This is a genomic window from Catenovulum adriaticum, from assembly GCF_026725475.1.
Classification (GTDB): Bacteria; Pseudomonadota; Gammaproteobacteria; order Enterobacterales; family Alteromonadaceae; genus Catenovulum; species Catenovulum adriaticum.
On the sequence record NZ_CP109965.1, the window covers coordinates 2,414,387 to 2,437,387 of the forward strand.

At 39.4% G+C, this 23,001-nt stretch carries 16 protein-coding genes and 2 pseudogenes; 5 read left to right on the top strand and 13 right to left on the bottom strand.

Annotation, left to right across the window (positions count from 1 at the left end; genetic code table 11):
• Window positions 1–3: 3 nt before the first annotated feature.
• From OLW01_RS10525 to tnpA, 6 genes are all read right to left on the bottom strand, one after another.
• Window positions 4–513, bottom strand: a complete 510-nt coding sequence (locus tag OLW01_RS10525) for a hypothetical protein (RefSeq protein WP_268073868.1) — start codon at window positions 511–513, stop codon at window positions 4–6.
• A 244-nt stretch (window positions 514–757) separates the two neighbouring features.
• Window positions 758–2,122, bottom strand: a complete 1,365-nt coding sequence (gene ahcY / locus OLW01_RS10530) for an adenosylhomocysteinase (RefSeq protein WP_268073869.1) — start codon at window positions 2,120–2,122, stop codon at window positions 758–760.
• Between the two features lie 75 nt (window positions 2,123–2,197).
• Entirely contained in the window at window positions 2,198–3,199 is a 1,002-nt protein-coding gene (locus OLW01_RS10535) for an adenosine kinase (protein WP_268073871.1), read from the bottom strand.
• Between the two features lie 16 nt (window positions 3,200–3,215).
• A complete protein-coding gene (locus OLW01_RS10540) occupies window positions 3,216–4,202 on the bottom strand; it encodes a cobalamin biosynthesis protein CobD/CbiB (protein WP_268073873.1) in 987 nt (328 codons plus the stop codon).
• Window positions 4,199–4,906, bottom strand: coding sequence for a 5'-methylthioadenosine/S-adenosylhomocysteine nucleosidase (mtnN, locus tag OLW01_RS10545; RefSeq protein ID WP_268073875.1), 708 nt, complete (start codon window positions 4,904–4,906; stop codon window positions 4,199–4,201). The genes OLW01_RS10540 and mtnN overlap by 4 nt, the downstream gene beginning before the upstream one ends.
• Before the next feature lie 330 nt (window positions 4,907–5,236).
• The gene (tnpA, locus tag OLW01_RS10550) at window positions 5,237–5,455 is read right to left on the bottom strand and encodes an IS66 family insertion sequence element accessory protein TnpA (RefSeq protein WP_268073876.1); all 219 of its coding nucleotides are present in this window, start codon (window positions 5,453–5,455) and stop codon (window positions 5,237–5,239) included.
• Between the two features lie 932 nt (window positions 5,456–6,387).
• Here tnpA and OLW01_RS10555 point away from each other — a divergent pair.
• Window positions 6,388–7,428, top strand: coding sequence for an IS110 family RNA-guided transposase (locus OLW01_RS10555; RefSeq protein WP_268073878.1), 1,041 nt, complete (start codon window positions 6,388–6,390; stop codon window positions 7,426–7,428).
• A 506-nt stretch (window positions 7,429–7,934) separates the two neighbouring features.
• Here OLW01_RS10555 and OLW01_RS10560 read toward each other — a convergent pair.
• The gene (locus OLW01_RS10560) at window positions 7,935–8,810 is read right to left on the bottom strand and encodes a YncE family protein (RefSeq protein ID WP_268073879.1); all 876 of its coding nucleotides are present in this window, start codon (window positions 8,808–8,810) and stop codon (window positions 7,935–7,937) included.
• A gap of 1,013 nt (window positions 8,811–9,823) precedes the next feature.
• Between OLW01_RS10560 and OLW01_RS10565 the strand changes: the two genes are divergently transcribed.
• Window positions 9,824–10,735: a tyrosine-type recombinase/integrase gene (locus OLW01_RS10565; RefSeq protein ID WP_268073881.1), complete on the top strand. Its 912-nt coding sequence runs from the start codon at window positions 9,824–9,826 to the stop codon at window positions 10,733–10,735.
• Window positions 10,736–10,769: 34 nt separating this feature from the next.
• Window positions 10,770–11,782 (top strand): annotated as a pseudogene (locus OLW01_RS10570) (IS91 family transposase).
• 259 nt (window positions 11,783–12,041) lie between these two features.
• On the opposite strand, the gene OLW01_RS10575 reads toward OLW01_RS10570, so the two are convergent.
• From OLW01_RS10575 to OLW01_RS10590, 4 genes are all read right to left on the bottom strand, one after another.
• The gene (locus OLW01_RS10575) at window positions 12,042–13,343 is read right to left on the bottom strand and encodes a hypothetical protein (protein WP_268073883.1); all 1,302 of its coding nucleotides are present in this window, start codon (window positions 13,341–13,343) and stop codon (window positions 12,042–12,044) included.
• Between the two features lie 433 nt (window positions 13,344–13,776).
• On the bottom strand, window positions 13,777–14,049 hold the full coding sequence (locus OLW01_RS10580; protein WP_268073885.1) for a hypothetical protein: 273 nt from the start codon (window positions 14,047–14,049) through the stop codon (window positions 13,777–13,779).
• A gap of 610 nt (window positions 14,050–14,659) precedes the next feature.
• Complete coding sequence (locus OLW01_RS10585; RefSeq protein WP_268073887.1) at window positions 14,660–15,034, bottom strand: hypothetical protein; 375 nt, start codon at window positions 15,032–15,034, stop codon at window positions 14,660–14,662.
• A gap of 45 nt (window positions 15,035–15,079) precedes the next feature.
• Window positions 15,080–15,478: a hypothetical protein gene (locus OLW01_RS10590; RefSeq protein WP_268073889.1), complete on the bottom strand. Its 399-nt coding sequence runs from the start codon at window positions 15,476–15,478 to the stop codon at window positions 15,080–15,082.
• A 240-nt stretch (window positions 15,479–15,718) separates the two neighbouring features.
• Here OLW01_RS10590 and OLW01_RS10595 point away from each other — a divergent pair.
• Window positions 15,719–16,690: pseudogene (locus tag OLW01_RS10595) on the top strand (integron integrase).
• A 320-nt stretch (window positions 16,691–17,010) separates the two neighbouring features.
• On the opposite strand, the gene OLW01_RS10600 reads toward OLW01_RS10595, so the two are convergent.
• Together OLW01_RS10600 and OLW01_RS10605 are read right to left on the bottom strand one after the other, a co-directional pair.
• Entirely contained in the window at window positions 17,011–18,228 is a 1,218-nt protein-coding gene (locus OLW01_RS10600; RefSeq protein ID WP_268073890.1) for an aspartate aminotransferase family protein, read from the bottom strand.
• A 143-nt stretch (window positions 18,229–18,371) separates the two neighbouring features.
• Window positions 18,372–19,337, bottom strand: coding sequence for a GGDEF domain-containing protein (locus tag OLW01_RS10605; RefSeq protein WP_268073891.1), 966 nt, complete (start codon window positions 19,335–19,337; stop codon window positions 18,372–18,374).
• A 175-nt stretch (window positions 19,338–19,512) separates the two neighbouring features.
• Between OLW01_RS10605 and mfd the strand changes: the two genes are divergently transcribed.
• Complete coding sequence (gene mfd, locus OLW01_RS10610; RefSeq protein WP_268073892.1) at window positions 19,513–22,998, top strand: transcription-repair coupling factor; 3,486 nt, start codon at window positions 19,513–19,515, stop codon at window positions 22,996–22,998.
• Window positions 22,999–23,001: the final 3 nt, after the last annotated feature.

A 23,001-nucleotide genomic window follows, 5' to 3' on the forward strand; every position in this document is an offset into this window, starting at 1 on the left:
CATTTATGCAAAAGGTAAAATCAGCGTATTCCCTTGACCCATCTCTTTAGCCTCTGGGTGATATTGGTGCATTAGCGCTTTCACTTGTTGCTGATTTTTTCGAGTTACATCAATAAAAATTAAATATTTACCTTTATCTATCTCAGCTTCAAACCGTTTCAGTTGGTAATTATTCATTTGGATACCATAAAAGCCCCCTAGCCAGGCACCAAAACAACTTGCCATAACAAAAAAGATAAGCGGTATATATTGAGGTAATTCAATATTAAAAAAGTGCAGGCCGAGTAAAAGCAAAATACCAAACAGCACCCCAAATATGAGTCCTCGCTGTCCGCTGTGTACTAAATCGTTTCGGTGGTAAATATTAGCTGTATGAACATGACGACGATACAAACCTGACTCGTCTTTACTCAACACATGAAAATGCCAATCACTAATACCCGCTTTATGAATATCATCTGAGATACTTTCAGTATGCTTTAGATGATCAACAATAAAATATAAACGTTTCATTTTAACTCCTGTACAATGCTGTTTAGGAATCCTGAGTACAGTTTAAGCTTTCAATTTGGTCAATTTTCGAACAGAACTACTTGTACTAAAAAGCTGAAAATTGTAAATTTACCCAACAATTGTTCATCATATAGCCGTAAATAACGATCATTTATCCTGCTGTAATCCATGAAAGCCAGATACAAAAAAGCCCTAACCACTTGCATGATTAAGGCTTAAAAACTAAATTTAATTAGGCTAAATTTTAGTAGCGATAAGTATCTGGTTTAAACGGACCTTCAACAGTAACGCCAATATATTCAGCTTGCTCCTTGGTTAACTGTGTTACCACGCCACCAAAGCCTTTAACCATATAAGCTGCAACTTCTTCATCTAATTGTTTAGGTAAAACTTCAACGGTAATAGCGGCTGTTTTATCAGCTGCTGGTAAATCCGCAAATTTTTCTTTGAATAAATGAATTTGTGCTAAAACTTGGTTTGCAAAAGAACCATCCATAATACGTGATGGGTGGCCTGTCGCATTACCTAAATTAACTAGACGACCTTCTGATAATAAAATTAAGAAATCGTTTTCATTGTCGCTACGATATATCTGGTGAACTTGAGGTTTAACTTCTTCCCAGCGCCAGTTTTTACGCATAAATGCAGTATCAATTTCATTGTCAAAATGACCAATATTACATACCACTGCGCTTGATTTTAACGATTGTAAAACATTCGAGTCGCAAACATTATAGTTACCTGTTGTGGTAACAATTAAATCTGTTTTCGCTAATAATGCGGTATTAATATCTTCAAGTTTACCTGTGTTGATACCATCGTTGTAGGTAGAAACAACTTCAAAACCATCCATACAAGCTTGCATTGCACAAATTGGATCCGCTTCTGTTACAGACACTATCATGCCTTCTTGACGTAAACTTTGAGCAGAACCTTTACCTACATCACCATAACCAATAACAAGCGCTTTTTTGCCCGACAATAAATGGTCAGTCGCACGTTTAATCGCATCATTTAAGCTATGACGACAACCGTATTTGTTATCGTTTTTAGATTTAGTTACGGCATCATTAACATTAATAGCCGGTACTTTTAACTCACCTTTGGCTAACATTTCTTGCAAACGATGAACACCCGTTGTGGTTTCTTCTGTCACACCGTGGATATTAGCTAATAGCTCAGGGTAATTTTTATGTAAGATTTCAGTTAAATCACCACCGTCATCTAGCACCATGTTAGCGTCCCAAGGCTTGCCATCTTTAGTAATGGTTTGCTCAATACACCAAATATACTCTTCTTCAGTTTCACCTTTCCAAGCAAAAACAGGCACACCAGAATCTGCAATAGCTGCTGCGGCATGATCTTGAGTTGAAAAGATATTACATGATGACCAGCGTACTTCAGCGCCTAGTTCAACTAAAGTTTCAATTAACACACCCGTTTGAATGGTCATGTGAATACAACCTAAAATTTTTGCGCCTTTTAAAGGTTGCTCATCTCGATATTTAGCTCGAATAGCCATTAGTGCTGGCATTTCGCTTTCTGCAATTTTAAGTTCTTTACGGCCGTAATCAGCTAGGCTGATATCCGCTACTTTGTAATCTGTCATTGAATCTTGCTCCAGTTATTCTAATTCAGTTTAAATTTGATTGTTTACTATAGCTAAGTCGCGTTGACTTGCTATTTATGCTTTAAATTCGGTCAGTATACTTTGTTGCTCAGCTTCACTAATTCGTGGGCCAAATTGCGTAACAACTTTAGCAGCGGCTGCGCAGGCAAAGCTAGCGGCTTTTTGCACTGTCCAGTTCTGGCTAATAGCGTATAAATAAGCACCTGCAAACATGTCACCCGCACCGTTACTATCAACCGCTGTCACTTTAGGTGACTCTGCCGTAATAACACCTGATTCGCTGTAAATGCTGGCACCATTTGCGCCACGGGTGATAGCCACTTGTTTTGCGCGTTTTAATAAAGCATCAGCTGCTTTACCTAATTCAGTTTCACCGGTAAAAGTTAATGCTTCTTCTTCATTACAGAATAAAATGTCAACCGGATCAGTTCCTAATACTTCTTCTACACCTGCTTTAAAGTATTTTACCATTGAAGGGTCTGAAAAAGTGACCGCTATTTTACAGCCTTGCTGCTTAGCTTGCTGCTTAGCTTTGGCTATAGCTTGGCGAGCGGTATCAGAAGGCACTAAATAACCTTCAATATATAAATAATCCGCGTCACCTAGCTCATCAATAAATAATTCATTTTCAGATAAGTCTGCAGTAATACCCAAATACGTATTCATAGTGCGCTCTGCATCGGGCGTCACCATGACCATACACTTACCCGTTTGGCCGGTTAAATTAAGCTCAGAGACACGGTTATGCACACCAGCTTGTTTTAAGTTTGCAGAATAAAACTCACCGGTTTCATCATCGCCTACTTTACAAGCATAAAAAGTTGACCCACCAAATTGTGAGATAGCCACCATGCTATTGGCCGCTGAACCACCGCCAACACGTTTAATTAACCCAAATTCTTGAGTTAAATTATTTAACAAATCAATATGCTGCGCTTCATCTAATAAAGTCATGAACCCTTTTTCAATTTTGTTAGCAGCTAAAAATTCATTTGTTACTTCAAATTCCTGATCAACTAAAGCATTGCCTAAGCCGTATACCTGATATTTACGCATTTTGTGAAGCCTGAATTTACCATGAAAAAAAACGATGACCGATCATAACGAGGCTGGCGGTAATTACAATGATTATCAACCAGATCTGTTGTGAACGACGTAAAATTTTATCAACTTTGAGCATATCGCTTTGCGAAACGGCCCTATATTGATTGAGTTGAGGCCGGCGGGTTTTATTACCGGCATAGCTGACTGCCCCACCCAACTGTGCTTTTAAAGTTTGAGACACGGCTGCCAATGGCCATAAATTGTTAGTATAAAGCCAGCTACTTTTATAGGTTTTAACACTTTGTTTTGCTCGGTTTACCCCTGAACCTAAAACTAAAATAAAAGCAAATAAACGCAACGGTAGCCAAGCTAAAATATGTAACAGTAACTGCGTAGGTTTGCCAAAATCACTAAAACGTAAAATTTTAGCATTCCAACTGGTATTGAGCTCTAACAACAACCTAAAAGCTAATAACCAAACAGGGCCGGCTAATAAATACCAAAATATAATCGCGTGATAGTAATAGCCGCTTCTTAACGTTTGACTTTCAATACTGGCCTTAATAATACCTAGCTCTGATAAATTTTGAGTATCTCGTAATACCCAGTCGCTAAGCCGGTCGCGGGCTAAAAATTTTTGATTGTTAGTTAACGCAAGATAAATTTTTAAATTAGCTTGCTGACATTCTTGATTACCTAAACAACCCCAAACGACTAATAAATCAATAAACCACGGAAACTCAACCAAAGGCAAAAATAAATAAAAAATGATCACGACAGGCAAGACAGCTGACAACATGGCTAATAAACCAGATATAAGTAACTGCTTCTTATGTCTGTCAGGATCAGGATGAACTTTATCGGCTAGACGCTCTGCTACTTGCTGAAAAAAATAAATTGGATGATATCGTTTAGCAATTGGCAAACGCCAGTTCAGCACTAAAGCAACTAAGATAATAGCCACTCGAATGACAAAATCGGGTAAATCTGCAAATTCAGCTAGATACGGAGTCACTCACCTAACCTAATAAAGTCAAGAACTAACTGAGATGAATGTTGCGCAGCTTGCGCTAAAAAACTATCAAAACTGCCACGTGACTCTTTCCCCGCGATATCAGATAAAGCTCTAACCACCACAAAAGGCGTATTAAATTGGGCACAAACTTGGGCAATTGAGGCAGCTTCCATTTCCACCGCTATCATGTCTGTAAAATTTTGACGGGCGATTAAAACTTTGTCAGGGCAAGCCATAAAGCTGTCGCCTGAGCAAATAAGTCCAATTTTAGTTTGCAGTTCAGGCTGTAGATCAGCCGCTCGCTGAGCTCGTTTAATTAACGCTGGATCTGAATCAAACGCTGCCGGAAAACCAAAGCCTTGTCCTATTTCAAAACCAAACGCGGTTAAATCAACATCATGATGGCGAACCTGATTTGAAATCACCAAATCGCCTACATTTAAATCGCTCGCAAAACCGCCGGCTGAGCCTGTGTTTAAAACAATATCAGGGTGATGATTATCCAATAGCAAAGTGGTTGCCATCGCAGCAGCCGTCTTACCAACACCGCTTTGCACTAATACAATTTCGTGCTGATCAATTCGACCGGTATAAATTATACAAGGCCCGTGAACTTCAACTTGGCGGTCATTTAATTGTTCTCGCAAAATGGCGACTTCTTGTTCCATTGCGCCAATTACAGCTATTTTTGAGGCTTTAGTCATTAATAACGTTATTTATTATTGATATAAAAAATGATAGACAAAGAATAGCATGAAATAGGCGAATGTGAATTGTAATAAATTCAGTTTGAAAGTGAGAGATTTGAGATTTGAGGCAAAATGACTTTTTAGGGGTTAGCTGTCAATTGTATGCGCTGAGTTGAATAAGTGTTAACTTGAACGGGCAGCTTTGATTTTTAGAATTAAATCAAATCTAGCAATTAATGGCAGCTCAGTGCCAGAAGCTCAAGCGTGGGTTATTTAATGTCGGCTATCAGCTAGTTAGCTGACTCAAGCAAGATGCGCAAAAAATTGTCATGGTAGAACGACCCATTAAAAAATAGATTCGGGCTCAGCCATATTCTGATGAGTTACTTGTTCAGCTTGAATCGTTACTTTGCTGAAGCTAGATTGGGCCGTTAGCTGCTTTAGGTATTTATAAAAAGTAGATGTCGCTAAGTTATTTTGCAGACAAAAATCTTGAATGTTTAAGCCAGAGCTCGGTTGCTGGCGAATTAAATCCAGCCATTGTTGTGTTCGATTAGTCTGCATGACTCACGCCTGTTATTAAAAAGAAGTGAGCTTAGCGAAAATACAATGAATGTTTAGGTGTGCTTTAGCCGACGGTTACCGTGCTGCCATCATGAAATAGTGTGCACAGGTATGATACGCAAACGAATAAATGTTGTAACGAGTTAAAACAAGGAAGTGTTTACGGCTGCATGGATGATGGCTCACCTAAAGCATTAAACAAACTGACAGGAGAAAAAAACTAACATGAAAACAATGCGTTAGAAATCACGGCCGAAAACGGTCTAGCTTCACTCGCCTTGAAAAAAGTCAGCCATGACGACAAACCGATTTATTTCCTTATATAAGCAGAACTCAACACCGGGCTTGTGACGTGCAAGGATGCACTAATGCCGTGACTGCAGGATGCAGAGAAACGGTCCAACAATAGGATTAAGTTGCGGCTTCGCGCAACATATCCTTATTTATTATACGTACTATAACCTCGCTTCAATCATACTATATGAAAACCAAGCGAAATTAATTAGAAATAACCAAGCAATAATAAAAAGTAAGTTACACCAATTCATAGTGTTAGAGTCCAGATTTTCATGTCGGTACAATCTTAAGCCAATAAAACCATACGTAAATGAAGCATTGGTAGTATTGCTCAGCAAACCAGAAGGGGAGCCAGCTTTATCTAAAACTTTGGGATATTTACTTTTTAATTTCGATATAACAACAATATTTACAACAAACATTGCAGAAAAAATAATGAAGAAAATTAGCACGAAACCTCCCTGTACGTATCGCCTCATTCAGAGGCAATAAAATAGCTGGTTAAAATTAGCGAGGCACGAGCAAAAACCAGCTGTTTTTTGTCCTGCTGAAATGACTTGATACTCATTGAGCCTCCTCTTTAGCCTGCCATAATTGGCTAAGCTAAAAAGCGCCAACTACAAGGAGAAGACTCAATGAATTTTTACAATAACATGCATCCCTATTACTGCGGAATAGATTTACACACCCGTTCTTTATATGTCTGCATTTTAGACCAAAATGGCAACAAAGTGCTACACAAAGAAATTAAAGCAACACCTGATAAACTACTTCAATTACTCGAACCTTACATTGGTAATATCGTGGTTGGCGTCGAATGTATGCACTGCTGGTATTGGGTATCTGATTTTTGTCAGGAGCATGGCATTGATTTTATTTTAGGCCATGCCCTTTACATGAAAGCCATTCATGGCGGGAAAGCTAAAAACGATAAAATTGATTCATTTAAAATTGCATCTTTGATTCGGGGTGGCACCTTTCCTTTAGCCTATGTCTACCCATCAAATATGCGCGCCACACGCGATTTATTACGTCGTCGAATGCGCATCATGCGTTTTGGTGCAGATTTAAAAGCGCATGTAAAAAATACGACTGGACAATACAATTTACCACCCAACAATTTAAACCTGCGCTATCCCAATGCTAGAGAACAAATGCGTGGCTTATTCGAGGATAAAACAATCCAAACCAATATCGATTTAGATTTAAATTTGATTAGTGATATCAATGCCCAACTGTCTAAAATCCAATGGTATATCGAAAAACAAGCCAAACAGCATAATCCGGTCGATTTCCATTTACTCAAATCCATTCCTGGTGTTGGTCAAATCCTTGCGCTAACAATTATTTATGAAATTGGGGATATTGCGCGTTTTGATTCCGTTCAAAAGTTTGCGTCTTATTGCCGATTAGTTAAATGCAAAGCTGAATCGGCTGGCAAATCTTACGGTACTCAAGGCAATAAAATTGGTAATCAGCACCTCAAGTGGGCTTTTTCTGAGGCGGCCGTTTTGTATTTGCGCGGCAATGAAAAAGCTCAAAAATATTTAGTTAAGTTACAAAAGAAAATGAGCAAAGCAAAAGCCTTATCTGCGCTGGCTCATAAGTTAGGACGCTGTGTCTATTTTATGCTTAAAAATAAAAAGGTATTCGATGAAACACGATTATTAGGTTAAGTCAGTCACGCAACCGGATGAGCTGAACGTCTAACTGGAAGCTTAAGCAGAAAACACACTAAATCCTGCGTTAATTCGTAACTAACCCATTAAATTAGGTTCATCAGGGTTTATGTTTCACCGCTAGCTAGCCTCTTGGCCTTGATTAGACATCCGGTTGGCGTGCATTTAATTTAATCAGCAAAATCGTTTACACCTTCTTTGAGCCTGCTACTAACTGGGTAATTTATTAAACCCGCCAACTTGAATAGTGCCATATGAAGGTTAACCGATGAATGTCTAGTGCCCCTGTTTAACTTAACGGATTAAAACAAAACAGGCTTGTGGTGAGACCGCTGTAAGAGAGCCTCTATATGTGTTTGCTGTAGGCGATTGTGACCTGACAGCCATTAATGACAGACGAAGTAGATCGTTTTGCTGATTAACTTGGATTCGACAACCGAAAAGTTGCCGAAAAGATCATTATTACCTATTGACCTCGGGGAGGCTCATATGTGTTAGGTGTATTAAAAATCTTCAACCTTCCAGACAACTCCATCACCTTGCGAGCATATATACATGATGCTTCCATCAGCAGAGAACCTTAGGCAAGTTGGAAAATTTAGCCCTCGAATAACAGGTGGTTCAAATCTCATATTTTTTGGTTGAGCAGGATCAATTGCTACGACATCGCCCCTCTCAGGCTCTACGGCATAAAGTAAGCCATTTGTAGGGTGTTCTTTTATAGCACCCAACCGCCCTAAATCCCAAGCTACGGCGCGCTTGTTCTTTAATAAGTCAATGTAGTCTCCACCAGAATCCGTAACGTCAAGAATTTGTCCTAGACCACCAACAGATATGAAGTGTGCTGAACCACCACCATCCTGCCAATTTATTACGCAACCAGCGGACGCATAGTGTTGCCAATCGTCAAAATTCACGTCAGGAGTCAGACCCGGAGCTCCGGGTCTTGCGGGTATGTTATCAACATAAATTGAAGGTGATTCAGGGTCTGTTATATCTGATATCCAACTATTCCGGCCATTATAGTGCTCACTTACATATAACTTTTCTGTGCCATTTTTTATTTTTTTAGCAAGGCTGTATGGATTTGATCTTCCAGAAATAAATGGCTTAGCATTTGAAACATCTCCACCAGTAGATATATCAGTTACTTTACCTGCCCAATTTTCAGCCACTAAGACTTTTCCATCATCCAAAGGCAAGATGCTAGCAGGGCCAGATAGGCCTTTGGCAAATGGCTTAACATTCGACATGTCGCCGCCAGCTGTGACATCTTTGACTCTTCCCGCACTAAATTCAGATGCCAGTAATCTCCCGTCATTTGTCCATTCCATATGGTTTGGATTAAGTAAGTTCTTAGCGTGGATTGATACTTTCATATTTCATCTCCTTGTTTCTTCCCTAAAACAACTATGACTAATCGGGATTAGTAGTCACAACAACGAAACCGTCATGGTAGAACGACCCATTACTGGGCCGCCCCCATACAGATCCGGACGTGCGGAATTACCGCATCCGGCTCCTCAGTTATATTATTTACCGCGCAGTTTATTGCCTTCACAAAGTTGCTTAATTTAGCCATCTTCTCCATTTCACCCGAGGATAATTTAATCAATCTTCAGCTCAACTGAATGTATAGTTTGTACCTTAGTTTTCATACAATATCCAGCCCTACATGTCCGGTTTATGTTTCCGTTACAAACGCAATATAACCGCCAACCCCTTCGCCATGTAAACGGCTTTCCCGTTTTCAGACTACTATGAGTGGTCCGACTCCCAATACACCATCGTTCGCCTCGCTTTTTGCTCAGCACCCCTACCCATATCCTTTGGGAGTTATACTGGGTCTCACAAGTTCTCAACACATCTTTTGATACATGCCACGGTTTTAGAACTGCGCTGACTCACCACAACCTTGCCTTGTCGGTTGCTTAGCTTGGACTTCGACTGCGTTACAGGCCTCGTCAATCAGAATTCTTAGTTTTCGCAGCGATCGCAACACTTCAGGGACGCGCATCCCCTATGGCCTATATCATTCTCTGTCTACGCTTCGCACTGCTTGTTCGATTATGTGTGGCCGCACCACGGGAAAATCTTCAATAATCCATAATCTCCGCACAACACGCAAGACTCGATACTGGTGGCTGGCTAGGCCTTACCAGACAAGGACTTTCACCCTGTAAGATGCGCCAAGCTTCGCTTGTCGCACTAACGCCTTGCTAAGCGGCGAAAAATTGTTGGCTAAAATTAGCGAGGAACGAGCAAAAGCCAACTGTTTTTTGTCCGTTTAAGCAACTTGTTGGACGAAGCCGCTATGCGGCAGAATAAAGCGATCGTGGCTTTAATTAAATAACTGCTAATACTGGCAGCCATTTAATTGGAGTCCACCACCATGAACAGCCACGATCAAACTCAATTTCATACTTTATATTTAACTTATATCAACGAGTTAAAATTGCAAGGTAAAAGCGATAAAACCATTGAGTGTTATAGTCGGGCCTTGCGCCAAACTGCTGACTTTTCTGATACTTGCCCAGACGACTTATCCGTTGAAGATTTGAAACGTTACTTCCTCTATCTGGTTGACAATAAATCATGGAGTGCGGTTAAAATTGCGCGTAATGCCATTCAATTTTGCTACAAGCACATACTGCACCGCCCGTGGGTTTGGGTCGACATCGTTAAACCACCCAAAATACAAACTGTGCAGGATGTGCTGACGCCCACTGAAATTGAGCTCATTATTAACGCGACTCGTAAACTGAGTTATCAAACCTATTTTTTAGTCACCTATAGTTTAGGGTTGCGCTTAAGTGAAGCGCTGAGTTTAACCGTCTCTGACATTGATAGTCATTTAATGCGGGTACATTTACGCTTCACTAAATCTAAAAAAGACCGTTTTGTTCCACTACCCCAAGTAACATTATTAGCCCTGCGCCGCTATTGGAAAACCCACCGTCATCCAACTTTACTCTTCCCCGGTGGCAAACCACCATTTGAGCGTAATGGTCAACCTATGGTGATGGATAAAGGCGGTGTACAAAAAGCGATTAAGTTAGTCGCCAAACAAGTGGGTATTAGTAAAAATGTGCATATTCATACCCTGCGACACTCCATTGCCACTCACATGCTTGAGCGTGGATTAAGCTTGCGTAGTATTCAGTTGTTTTTAGGTCATGCCAATCCAGATACAACCGCTAAATATACCCGGATGACGCAAGAAACCGCCCAAAATTCTGCCCTAATGCTAAACGATTTAGTGGATAGCTTATCGATTCATTGGCAAGGGGATACTCATGATTAATCTAGCCATCATAGCGAATCGATACGCAAACGCGATGATTGAAAAATATGCCAATCAAATTCGACCTGAGCATCTTCGCGTATTGGATGACATTCAGCTTTGCCATACGCAAGCGCTGGGGTGTATTGAATATCAATGTCGTGATTGTAAAACGCTTCAACAAAATTACCCATCTTGTGGTAATCGCCATTGTCCACGTTGTCAGCAACATCATAATATGAAGTGGTTGCAGCACCAGCAACAAAGGTTATTACCAACTCAATATTACTTAGTGACGTTTACCCTACCCAGTCAGTGGCGTGGATTATGTTATGGGTACCAGAAAACAGTATTTAATGCTTTATTTAACAGTGCGACCGATACCTTAGCCAGCTTTTTTAACCGCGATAAACAACTGGGCGCGCAATTTGACTGTTGTATGGTGTTACATACCCATTCTCGCCAACTTGAATTTCATCCGCATGTTCATTGTATTGTGCCTGCGCTGGCTCTGGATAAATCAGGTCAGCTGGTTAAGCAAAAACGCGGACGTTATTTGTTTAATGCCCAAAATTTAGCCAAAGTTTTTCGCGCTAAAATGCACCAAGCCTTAACCGATGCAAAATTCAAAGTACCACGCTCACCTAAAAGCTGGATAGCAGATTGTCAGCATGTCGAGCAAGGTGAAAAGGCGCTCATTTATTTATCTCGTTATTTATATCGCGGCGTGATTGCTGAAAAAATATCCTCGCACTCAACAAGCATACCGTTACTTGGCAATATAAAGAGAGTAAAACGAAACAGTTTGTTTCGCGCTGTGATAACGCCGTTGATTTTTTATGGCGTGTTATCAAACATACCTTGCCAAAAGGGTTTCGCCGCAGCCGCAATATGGGGTTGCTGCATGGTAATGCCAAACTCAAGCTCAGTCGTATTCAACTCTGGTTGAAAGTGAAGTTGCCTGAGATAATACCAACACCAAGACCGAAGGTTACTTGCCCGTGCTGCCATCATGAAATGGTTTGTACTGGGATGGTGCGTAAACGAGTTAATATGACGACGAGGTAAAACAAGGAAGTGTTTACGACTGCATGGATGATGGCTCACCTAAAGCATTAAACAAACTGACAGGAGAAACAAAAACTAACATGAAAACAATGCGTTAAAAATCACGGCCGAAAACGGTCTAACTTCACTCGCCTTGAAAAAAGTCAGCCATGACGACAAACCGATTTATTTCCTTATATAAGCAGAACTCAACACCGGGCTTGTCCAACAATAGGATTAAGTTGCGGCTTCGCGCAACATATCCTTATTTATTATATTCCTATTCTATTGCGCTTAAAAAGTTGGGATATGCAGAATAATCATATTCGTCACCCAGTAGTTTATCAGAGGCCTCTTTTACTCTTTTATTGATATATTTATTAAAGCTTCGCCCATAAATCTGACTATTACTATTGATTCTTTCAATTAGATCAATCATTTCGGTTTCTTTGTATTTTTTAAGAACGGGTGAAATAAATTTATTATAGCGAGTCTCTGCTGAGTCAAAGCATCCACTTTTTCCGTAATAAGCATTTCTTAATATCCTTACTCTCGATTTCCATTCAGGAGAATCAGAAAGCGTAAATAAATGCACCAAATCTGATTTCAATATACTGCCCCCATCATCAAGCAAATAAGCAAGAAGTTCATCATGGAAATCAGCTAAGCTATCATATTGAAAGTTTGAATAATAAAAATCTCTCTCTTTTTTTCCAACAATATCATCAACAATTATCGTGGCACTTTTGTTTAGCTTCTTATATATTTCAGGATTTCGAGAAAGCAGCTTAATTAAGGCCGAAACAGTCTTTCTTTCCTTTGATATATCAGAGAAATAATCAATTTCTTTGCCGATCATCTCAAGCGCTTGGGAAGAGTGTTTTTTATATAGGTAGCTTAAAGTTAGGAAGTTTATATTTCTATTGCTTGAAGCTCGCTCATTCTCCATTTTAAAAACAAACCTCCATAAAGACCTAAACACCTCCATTTCGACTTTTGATGTCATTTTTGAAAAAAATCGACTTTCTAGGTAATGTTTAAGCTTACTTTTATCATCTTCCAAGTACTCTTTGGATGCTTCCAAATCCTCAACTATATTACCGACAATATCTTTAGAGAAAAAAGGAGGTTTTGACAAAACACCATCTACAGAATTTACTATTAATGATCTTACTGTTTCTCTATTTGGTCTATGCAGCTCCAAGTTTGAGTCTAAGACTGGGTGCGCAGATAGGTTTCTCTGCTGATATAAGTATTCCAAAAAGCAAACGTTATCAGAGCTTAATAAGTTTGTCCGTTTTGCTACTTCTTCAACAAGCTTCAACTCCCACCTTGAACTTTTTCTGTCTTTTGATTGAATATCTATCATTTCTTTTAGGATGGCTTTTGCTGACTTATCTTCATGTAAGTCTACTAAGTCAGTAAGTTTGAAAACCAGATCAATAACAGTTACCGACCAAAGCATTACGGTAGCGGAGCGGAAGCTCTTATTATTATATGAACTAACTATCTCTTCAAAATAGTCTATTGTTTTATGGTTATAAATTTTTTCACTTAAAGCCTCTAATGAAAATTCGTTCAAGCTAAACTCCACTATTTAAATACTGTTCGGGTTCTGACTAGGAATAGTCATGGTAGAACGACCCATTACTGAGCCGCCCCCATACAGATCCGGACGTGCGGAATTACCGCATCCGGCTCTTCATTAATATCATTGCCCGTGTAAAACACAAAGCCCCCTAATACCAATCTACTGCAATCAGCCGTTTGCTGACCCGGAGTGGTTTTATTTGAAAATATCCTAGCATATCTTTAAACCCATGCCAGTTAAAACTGTGCCTTTGACTGCGTCTGTTTAGCCATTTGTATAGTGACCTGACAGCCATTAATGACAGACGAAGTAGATCGTTTTGCTGATTAACTTGGATTCGACAACCGAAAAGTTGCCGAAAAGATCACTATTACCTATTGACCTCGGGGAAGCTCATATGTGTTAGCAGTACATTACCACTTAATTATTTGCTTTTACTATTTTTTTGAGACTCTATTTCACTTGCGACTAAACTATCGTAGTTGATTAAAGCATAAACAAAGCCACAAAGGATTACTGCAGGAACTACAACTAGTGAGATCTCAACTAAGCGCCAAAGAATAACATTTATAGGATCTTCTCCAGGCGATAACAAAACTTTGATACCAGCAATAGCAAAGATTAAGGATAGAATACCTTTAGATATGTCTAGTGCCCAAAGAAAGGAAAACTTAGTTTTAGATGAACTCGTATCCATGATTTATTCTCGAAACTTCCTGTACTGCTAACGCCTCGATAAGAGGCAATAAAATAATTGGTTATACTTTAGCGAGGGACGAGCGATAAGCCAATGATTTTATGTCCTTTTACTTCATCGACTTGTTATAGCTAGCCTTTCACCAAGTAACTATATGTCCTACTCTTCAATAACTTAAAACTAGGATCTAAGCCCATTGATAAATCTGGAGAATAACCCAAACGCGGTATGAACAATCCACTCTCTTCGACAAACAGTTTTTCAAGTGAGATATAGATGCCAGTCTCGTCTATTCGGACTGCCTGTGGATTTAATACTAATAGTGAAGTTTGCAAATCTTCAAGGTTTAGAACGATATTCTGAGGGTATCTAGTTAAAAGTTCGAGTGATGATTTTTCTATGGATGCGACATCTAAACCTTCAAGTTTTTGATGTTGAACGCATCCAGATATTAGCATCAGAAAAAGCAAAACTTGAAAGATTCTCATGATTATCCTTGCTAGCTATAACGCTTTGCTAAGGGGCAATTAACAGTTGGCTATACTTGCGCGAAGCGCCAAGCCAACTGTTAATTGTCCCAGTGAGTTTACGAACGAACTTGAGCAACTTGTTATATTGCATTGTTGCGCCGTACTTTTTTATAAACATATATTATTGCTGCACTTTGTAAAATGCTGTTGAGTAAGTAGTAGCCCACTTGAATTGCGCCTGGCAGTTTTACAAAGGTATCAGTAAACGGAAAGTAGCTAGTAATTACCATTGCGCCGTAATATACAAAGAACTTATATACTTCTTCGAATAAGGTTAAGTCATCTTTAAAGCCAAGCCCAAGTGATGCACCCAATCCCAAAAATAGAAATACAATTAAAACAAGTAAATGGATTACTGTTCCGATAAATAGGTGCTTCAATTTCATCCTGCAATATAACGCCCGCCTAACACGCAATGTGTTGGCGTGGCTTTTTGCGTTGTTTGCCAAAACCATGACAACACAACATTGTCGGGGTTTAGGCGCTTGTTATAGCTCAATTTACTCTGCATCTTTAATTGGCAAAGTACTAATAGAATTTATTTCTAAACATTTATGTGCATAGCATAACGTTGCTTTAACTCTTACCCCTGTATCTACCTTCAAAGTTACTGGAAAAGCAGAGCGACTTCCCTCGTTGTATATTGAAAACTCAGACAAAGATGAAAAAAGCATTTCTTGATCCTGCCACAACTCTAAAGATATCGATTGCAGCTTGTTTCCGTCCAATGAATTTGGTACGTGAACAAAAAATTCATGGATTTCAGTTGAACGATTCCCGTTAGAAGCAAAAATCTTTAGCTTTTTGAAATCATCACTTTTCAATTCAATAAATTCATAGAAAACACTAGTTGCGTAACTTGGTATAGAAAATAATAAAAGAATTAGGAATTTACGCATACTCTACCTTGAGCTATAACAATTTATAGTGCGCGCGTCGCGCATATTTCTGCCGATGTCACGCTCATGTATTAATAAATCTATTTTTAACAAATAACGTAATGCATTGCCAACTATAATTTTTTATTGACGCTAAAGAGATTCAAAAAAAAAGAAAGTGCGCTCGTCGCTCATTTTCTTGAATATGGGAGCACAACAACTAAACTGTATATATATACAGTTATTTGTATTGGTGATGACATGAAAACGCGCTCTCCATTTTTGAATCATATCGCTGATTATATGTTGGTACGTCAGTACTCATTACGCACCGTGGATACGTACCTAAAATGGATTGCATCTTATATCCATTTTCATGATAAGCGCCACCCCGCCTCAATGGGAGACAATGAAGTCGAACGCTATCTAGAGTACTTAGTGTTAAAACAAAACGTTGCACCACGAACGCAAGCCACGGCACTCAATTCATTGTCATTTCTATACAAACACATAATAAAAAAACAACTGTCGTTAAACTTAAATTTTGCCCGCAGTAAAAAACAAGCAAAACTACCTGTAGTTATGACGCCAGAAGAAGTTAAGCTGCTTATGACTCATTTAAATAAGCGTTATTACCTTATTGCAGCCCTTATGTACGGAAGTGGTTTAAGAGTAATGGAAGCGGTGCAACTAAGAGTGAAAGATATTGATTTTGATTACAAGTGCATTCAAGTATGGAATGGCAAAGGTAATAAACATCGTATTGTAACGCTGGCCACCGAGCTAATACCTATGCTGAGAAATCAAATTCTGCACGTTGATGACTATCTAAAACTTGATTTAAATAATCCGGAATATGCTGGCGTATGGATGCCATATGCTTTAACAAAAAAATACCCTTTTGCCTCAAAATCACTCGCGTGGCAGTATTTATTTCCCTCTCATATATTAAGTACAGATCCTCAGAGTGGTGAAATAAGACGACATCATTTTCATCACTCGTGTATAAGAAAAGAAATAAAAAAAGCTGTTCAAAAATCGGGATTAACAAAGATAATAACACCGCATACCTTGCGTCATTCATTTGCAACGCATCTATAGCAAAGTGGCGCCGATATTCGCACCATTCAAGCACAATTGGGCCATTCTGATGTCAAAACCACACAGATTTACACTCATGTTTTACAACAAGGGGCAAACGGTGTTGTAAGCCCATTAAGCAAAATTTTCTAGCTAATATTATGAGGCGAAAAAATGCGTTAGCGGAACATTCGCTTTGTAGAATAGAGCCAATAGTATTAAACGACTTGGACCGTCTGCTTTTCGCTCATAGCTTCTTGTTATATGAAATCCCAACCTGAGCAAATATGTGCTGTTTGGTAGATAAAACCCTAAATTCTTTCACTCAATAAACTAAATAGTATCTCAGCGATTATTGTCGTTTTTAAAAATAAAAAGCGCCGCGCTTTATTTATAACAAAAACGCTTATAACAAAAACGCGGCGCACTATTTTGCTTAAGGTAAATTTAAATTCAGATTCAGGCTAGCTTGCTTAATCAGCCGCGACAACTCGTGCTACTGCTTTTTCAAACCGAGCAAAGCCTTCAGCAATATCTTGTGGGTCAATGACTAAAGCAGGCGCAAAACGAACCACATCAGCACCGGCTACTAAACACATGAGCCCTTGTTCCATTGCAGCTGCCATAAATTCACGGGCTTGGCCTTGATGCGCTTCATTAACCACTGCGCCTAATAATAAACCTTGGCCTCTAATTTCAGAAAACACTTGATATTTATCATTGATGCCTTGTAAATGTTCACGAAACATTTGTTCACGTTGCTCAATACCACTTAATACAGCATCTGTATTAATAATATCAAAAGCTGCATTTGCAACCGCACACGCTAATGGATTACCGCCATAAGTGGTGCCATGCGTACCAAATTTTAAATGTTTACCTATTTCATCTGTTGTTAAAATGCCACCAATAGGAAAACCACCCCCTAATGATTTGGCGGTTGATAAAATATCAGGCACTACACCATACGCTTGGTACATATATAAATAACCGGTGCGGCCAAAACCGGTTTGCACTTCATCAAAAATAAGCAAAGCATTGTATTTATCACATAAGGCCCGCACGCCTTCAATAAATGCTTTAGTGGCTGGCGTAACCCCTCCTTCACCTAACATTGGCTCCATAATCACGGCACAAGTTTTATCTGAGATTAACGCTTCGAGTGATTCTAAATCATTATAAATAGCATGATCGATTGCACCCGGTTTAGGCCCAAACCCATCCGAATAACTGGTTTGCCCACCCGCCGTTACGGTAAATAAGGTTCGCCCGTGAAAGCTTTGTTTAAACGCAATAATTTGATCTTTATCTTCGCCATAATTATCAACCGCATAACGACGGGCTAACTTTAATGCAGCTTCGTTGGCTTCGGCACCTGAATTACAAAAAAATACTTTATCGGCAAAAGTCGCATTTACTAATCGCTGAGCTAGCTCTAACGCTGGTTCGTTAGTCCAAATATTACTGACATGCCAAAGCTTTTGGCTTTGTTCTTGAATTGCGGCTACTAAATCAGGGTGGCAATGCCCTAGGCAATTCACCGCAATACCACCAGAAAAATCAATATATTCGCGACCTGCTTGATCCCAAACATGCGAGCCTTGCGCTCTAACTGGTATCATTTCCAGCGGGGCATAATTAGGTAACATAACCTCATTAAAGGTTGCTCGGGTAACAGATTGCTCAGACATTTAAATTTCTCCTAAATAAATTAAGCCGTTTTGAGTTTAGAGGCACGTTTACGCCTCAGATTAACAAGATGTGATAAAACAATAAAGAATAAAAAACCATTATTTAAGAATAATTATTCAACCAATACTTAAATTCAATAACATTAAATTTTGCTTTTATAAGCGACAACTTTATTCCGTCCTGAATTTTTAGCCGAGTACATGGCCTCATCAGCTTGTTTTACTAAAGTTTTTTGGCTTAAACCTGGTTCAATATGTGCAACCCCAATACTACAGGTGACGTGGCTGTCAATTGATAAAGGTAAAGCTTCAATGTTAGCTCTAATTCGTTGTGCTAATTTAGTTGCAGGTTCACTACCGGTTTCAGGTAATATCACTAAAAACTCTTCGCCACCATAACGACCAATAAAGTCAGTTTGGCGACATGTTTTTTTAATGCTTTTAGCCACCTCTTCTAATACTTGATCACCAACTTGATGTCCGTGTAAATCATTAACCTGTTTAAAATGATCTATATCTATCATTAATACGGAAAAGGTTCGCTTGTAACGCTGAAAATGAAAAAAGTTACTTTGTAATTTTTCAATAATTGAAAACCGGTTGGATAAGCCCGTTACAGAATCCGTATTCGCTTTTTTTTCTAATTCATAGGTGCGTTGTTTAACTCTAGCTTCCAGTGTTTTATTCGCTCGTTCAAGTTCAGCTCTAACAGATTCAAGCTCGTGATTTCGTTGTTTTAGCATCGCAATACTAGGAACGGATAAAAATGATGGCATTAAGCGCCATAACATATAAGCAGTAACAATTGAGACAACTCCTGTAAGCAGCTTAACCATACCCTCAATAAAATAGTAGCCATGCCAAATGTTTACTAGCCCAATAGCGTGCGTTAATCCACAAAACGCAATAAAACCAGCAAATAATACACTGACCCAATTAAACCTTAAATCTTCACGCTTAAAAATAAAGTACACCAAAGCGCCGGGAATCAAAGCGTAGGCTAGCACGGTTAAAAAATCGCCTACCAAATGCAAAAAAAGTAAGTCGGCGCGCCACAATAAACATTGCCCATGCGGCATTAAGCTACCATCCAATATACGCTCAATCACAGTAATCTCCATTTAACTCTGTATACTCTTAATTTTAGCTTATCCGTTAATAAGCATACTGTGAAATAGTTTATTGGGCTAATTTGATATTGAAAATTTTCATTAAAATGGCGTTTATTTACAAACTTGATTAAACTAGCCGCAAATTAACTCATCAATAATTGTTTATTTAATAATGACACTTTGTGAAATCTTAACTCCGAGCCGCCCAAAATCTTCATCTAAAAATACCGCCGACATTATCCGTTGGGGGCAGTTACACGGCAGCAGCCAAGCTATCGCGATAAGTCAGCTCGCTTTATCGCAAACTGAGCCGGTTTTACTGATTACACCAGATACCAGCAGCGCGTTAAAATTGTGGGCTGAAATCGACTCCGTATTAGCAGACGAAACACTAGATGCGTACTTTTTCCCTGACTGGGAAACCTTAGCATATGACACCTTTTCGCCTCACCAAGATATCATTTCACAACGTTTACATACCTTAAATAAGCTACAAAAAAAATCAGGCGTATTTGTTGTTGCCGTCAATACCCTATTGATGAAAATGGCCCCTGCTAATTTTTTACAACAATACACGCTTATTTTAAATAAAAACGAGACACTTGATATACAACAAATGCGCGAGCGTTTAAGTAAAGCGGGCTACCGTTTGGTTGAACAAGTCATGGCGCACGGTGAGTTTAGCGTTCGCGGCTCGTTACTCGACCTATTTCCTATGGGTAGCCAACATCCATTTAGAATTGATTTTTTTGATGATGAAGTTGATTCAATTCGTTTGTTTGATCCGGAAACTCAGCGCAGCGGCGATGCCATTGATTCAATTGATTTATTGCCCGCGCATGAATTTCCAACTGATGAAACCGGCATTGAAACTTTTCGTCAAAACTGGCGAGCACAATTTGATCCCAGTACAGATAAAGAGTCTATTTACTATCAAGTCAGTAAAAAAATTATGCCGGCCGGTATTGAATATTATTTACCACTATTTTTTGAAACGACGGCCAGCTTATTTGATTACCTACCCAGCCAGAGCACGCTCGTATTAAGCAGTGAAATTCAAACGCACGCAGAGCATTTTCAACAAGAAGTTAATAAAAGATACGAGAACCGAAGGTACGATAAACAAAGGCCATTGTTAGCGCCCAATCAGTTATTTTTAACCACAGACGAATTGTTTGCTAAGTTAAAGCAATTTCCTCGTGTGCAGGTATCCACAAGCACTGTAGAAGATAAAGCCGGAAGAACTAACTTTGCTACCACACCAATTGGCGAAATTGCAGTAAACGCCCAATTAAAACAACCTTTAGCGGCATTAACCCAATTTATTGAGGCTCAAACTGATCGGGTTTTGTTTTTGGTGGAATCTCAAGGCCGACGAGAAACCTTACAAGAATTACTCACCCCAGCTAAGCTAAAACTTAAAAATCAAACCAGTGTACAAGACTTTGTTACCAGTAATGATAAGCTAGGCGTTTGTATTTCAGAGCTTGAACATAGTTTTGTCGCAACCGTTAATCAGCAGCGTATCGCCTTCATTACTGAAACTGAGTTATTGGGTAATAGAGTAATCCAACGCACTCGCAAAAATAAAGCAAAAGGCGGTGTTACCACAACAGATGCGGTGGTTAAAAACTTAGCAGAACTAACACATGGCCAAGCGGTTGTGCATATTAATCACGGTGTAGGCCGTTATAGCGGTTTACAAACAATAGATGCTGGCGGTGTGCCTACCGAATTTGTTACTTTAGAATACGCAGATTCAAAACTATATGTGCCCGTTTCCTCTCTACATTTAATTGCCCGCTATACTGGCGGTGATGCCGACCATGCTCCGCTGAATAAACTCAGCAGTGACGCGTGGGACAAAGCCAAACGCAAAGCGTTAGAAAAAGTACGAGATGTAGCGGCTGATTTACTAGATATATACGCCCGTCGCAGTGCCAAGCCGGGCTTTTCATTCAAACTGGATAAAAACGATTACCGCAAATTTAGCGCAGGATTTCCGTTTGAAGAAACAGAAGATCAACAAAATGCAATTCAAAATGTGTTATCAGACATGAAATCAGCCAATGCAATGGACAGATTGGTGTGTGGTGATGTCGGCTTTGGTAAAACAGAAGTAGCCATGCGAGCAGCTTTCGCAGCAGTTAGCGAGAGCAAACAAGTAGCAGTTTTAGTCCCTACCACGCTCCTTGCTCAGCAACATTATGATAATTTTAAAGACAGGTTTGCAGATTGGCCAATTAAAGTTGAAGTATTATCTCGCTTCAAAAGCACTAAACAACAAAATGCGGCGCTAGCTGAACTAGCCGAAGGCAAAATTGATATTATTATTGGTACGCATAAACTCCTATCAAAAGACATTAAGTTTTCAGACTTAGGCCTATTAATTGTCGATGAAGAACACAGATTTGGAGTTAAACAAAAAGAATTAATTAAATCTCGTCGAGCTGATGTCGATATTTTAACCTTGACGGCGACCCCAATCCCAAGAACTTTAAATATGGCCATGAGTGGCATGCGGGATTTATCTATTATCGCCACGCCTCCGAAAAAACGATTGGCCGTGAAAACCTTTGTTCGTCAATACGATGAGAATATAGTTAAAGAAGCCGTATCACGTGAAATAATGCGCGGCGGTCAGGTTTATTTTTTACACAACGCAGTCGAAACGATAGATAAAACGGCACAAACCATTCAAGAGCTGGTGCCAGAAGCCAATGTAATTGTGGCTCACGGTCAAATGCGAGAACGTGAACTTGAACGCGTCATGTCAGAATTTTACCACCAAAGATACAATGTTTTAGTCTGTACCACCATTATTGAAACAGGGATTGATGTACCAAGCGCCAATACCATTATTTTAGACCGAGCCGATAATTTTGGTTTAGCCCAGCTTCACCAATTAAGAGGCCGAGTTGGTCGTTCACATCACCAAGCTTATGCATATTTGTTGACACCGCATCCAAAGCGGATGACGAAAGACGCCCAAAAGCGCCTTGCCGCTATTGAAAATTTAGAAGATTTAGGAGCAGGCTTTGCGCTAGCCACCCACGATTTAGAAATTAGAGGCGCTGGGGAGTTATTAGGCGAAGATCAAAGTGGGCAAATTAGTTCTATCGGTTTTAGCTTATATATGGATATGTTAGAGCAAGCAGTAGAAGCCTTAAAAGAGGGTCGAGAACCTTCGCTTGACGATGTACTACAAAATCAAACTGAAGTAGAGTTAAGAATACCTGCCCTATTTCCGGACGAATACATTGCCGATGTAAACCTGCGTTTGTCGCTGTATAAACGTTTAGCGAGCTGTAAAACCGCTAATGAATTAGATGATTTTCAAGTTGAATTAATTGACCGTTTTGGTTTATTACCCGACGCGGCTAAAAACCTGATTAAAGTTAATTTACTTCGTATAAAAGCCAGTCAGTTATCTATAAAACGTTTAGAAGCTGGTCCCAGAGGAGGAGTAATTGAATTTAGTCAACAAACTAAAATTGACCCTGGTTTTATTATTGGCTTGATTCAATCACAACCTCAATATTATTCGATGGCTGGACCAGATAAATTAAGGTTTAATATTAACGTGGAAGATACCCGAGAGCGGATCAAACTGGTAGACTCTATGTTAAATGACTTCGCGCAAAAACTAACGGCTTAACAA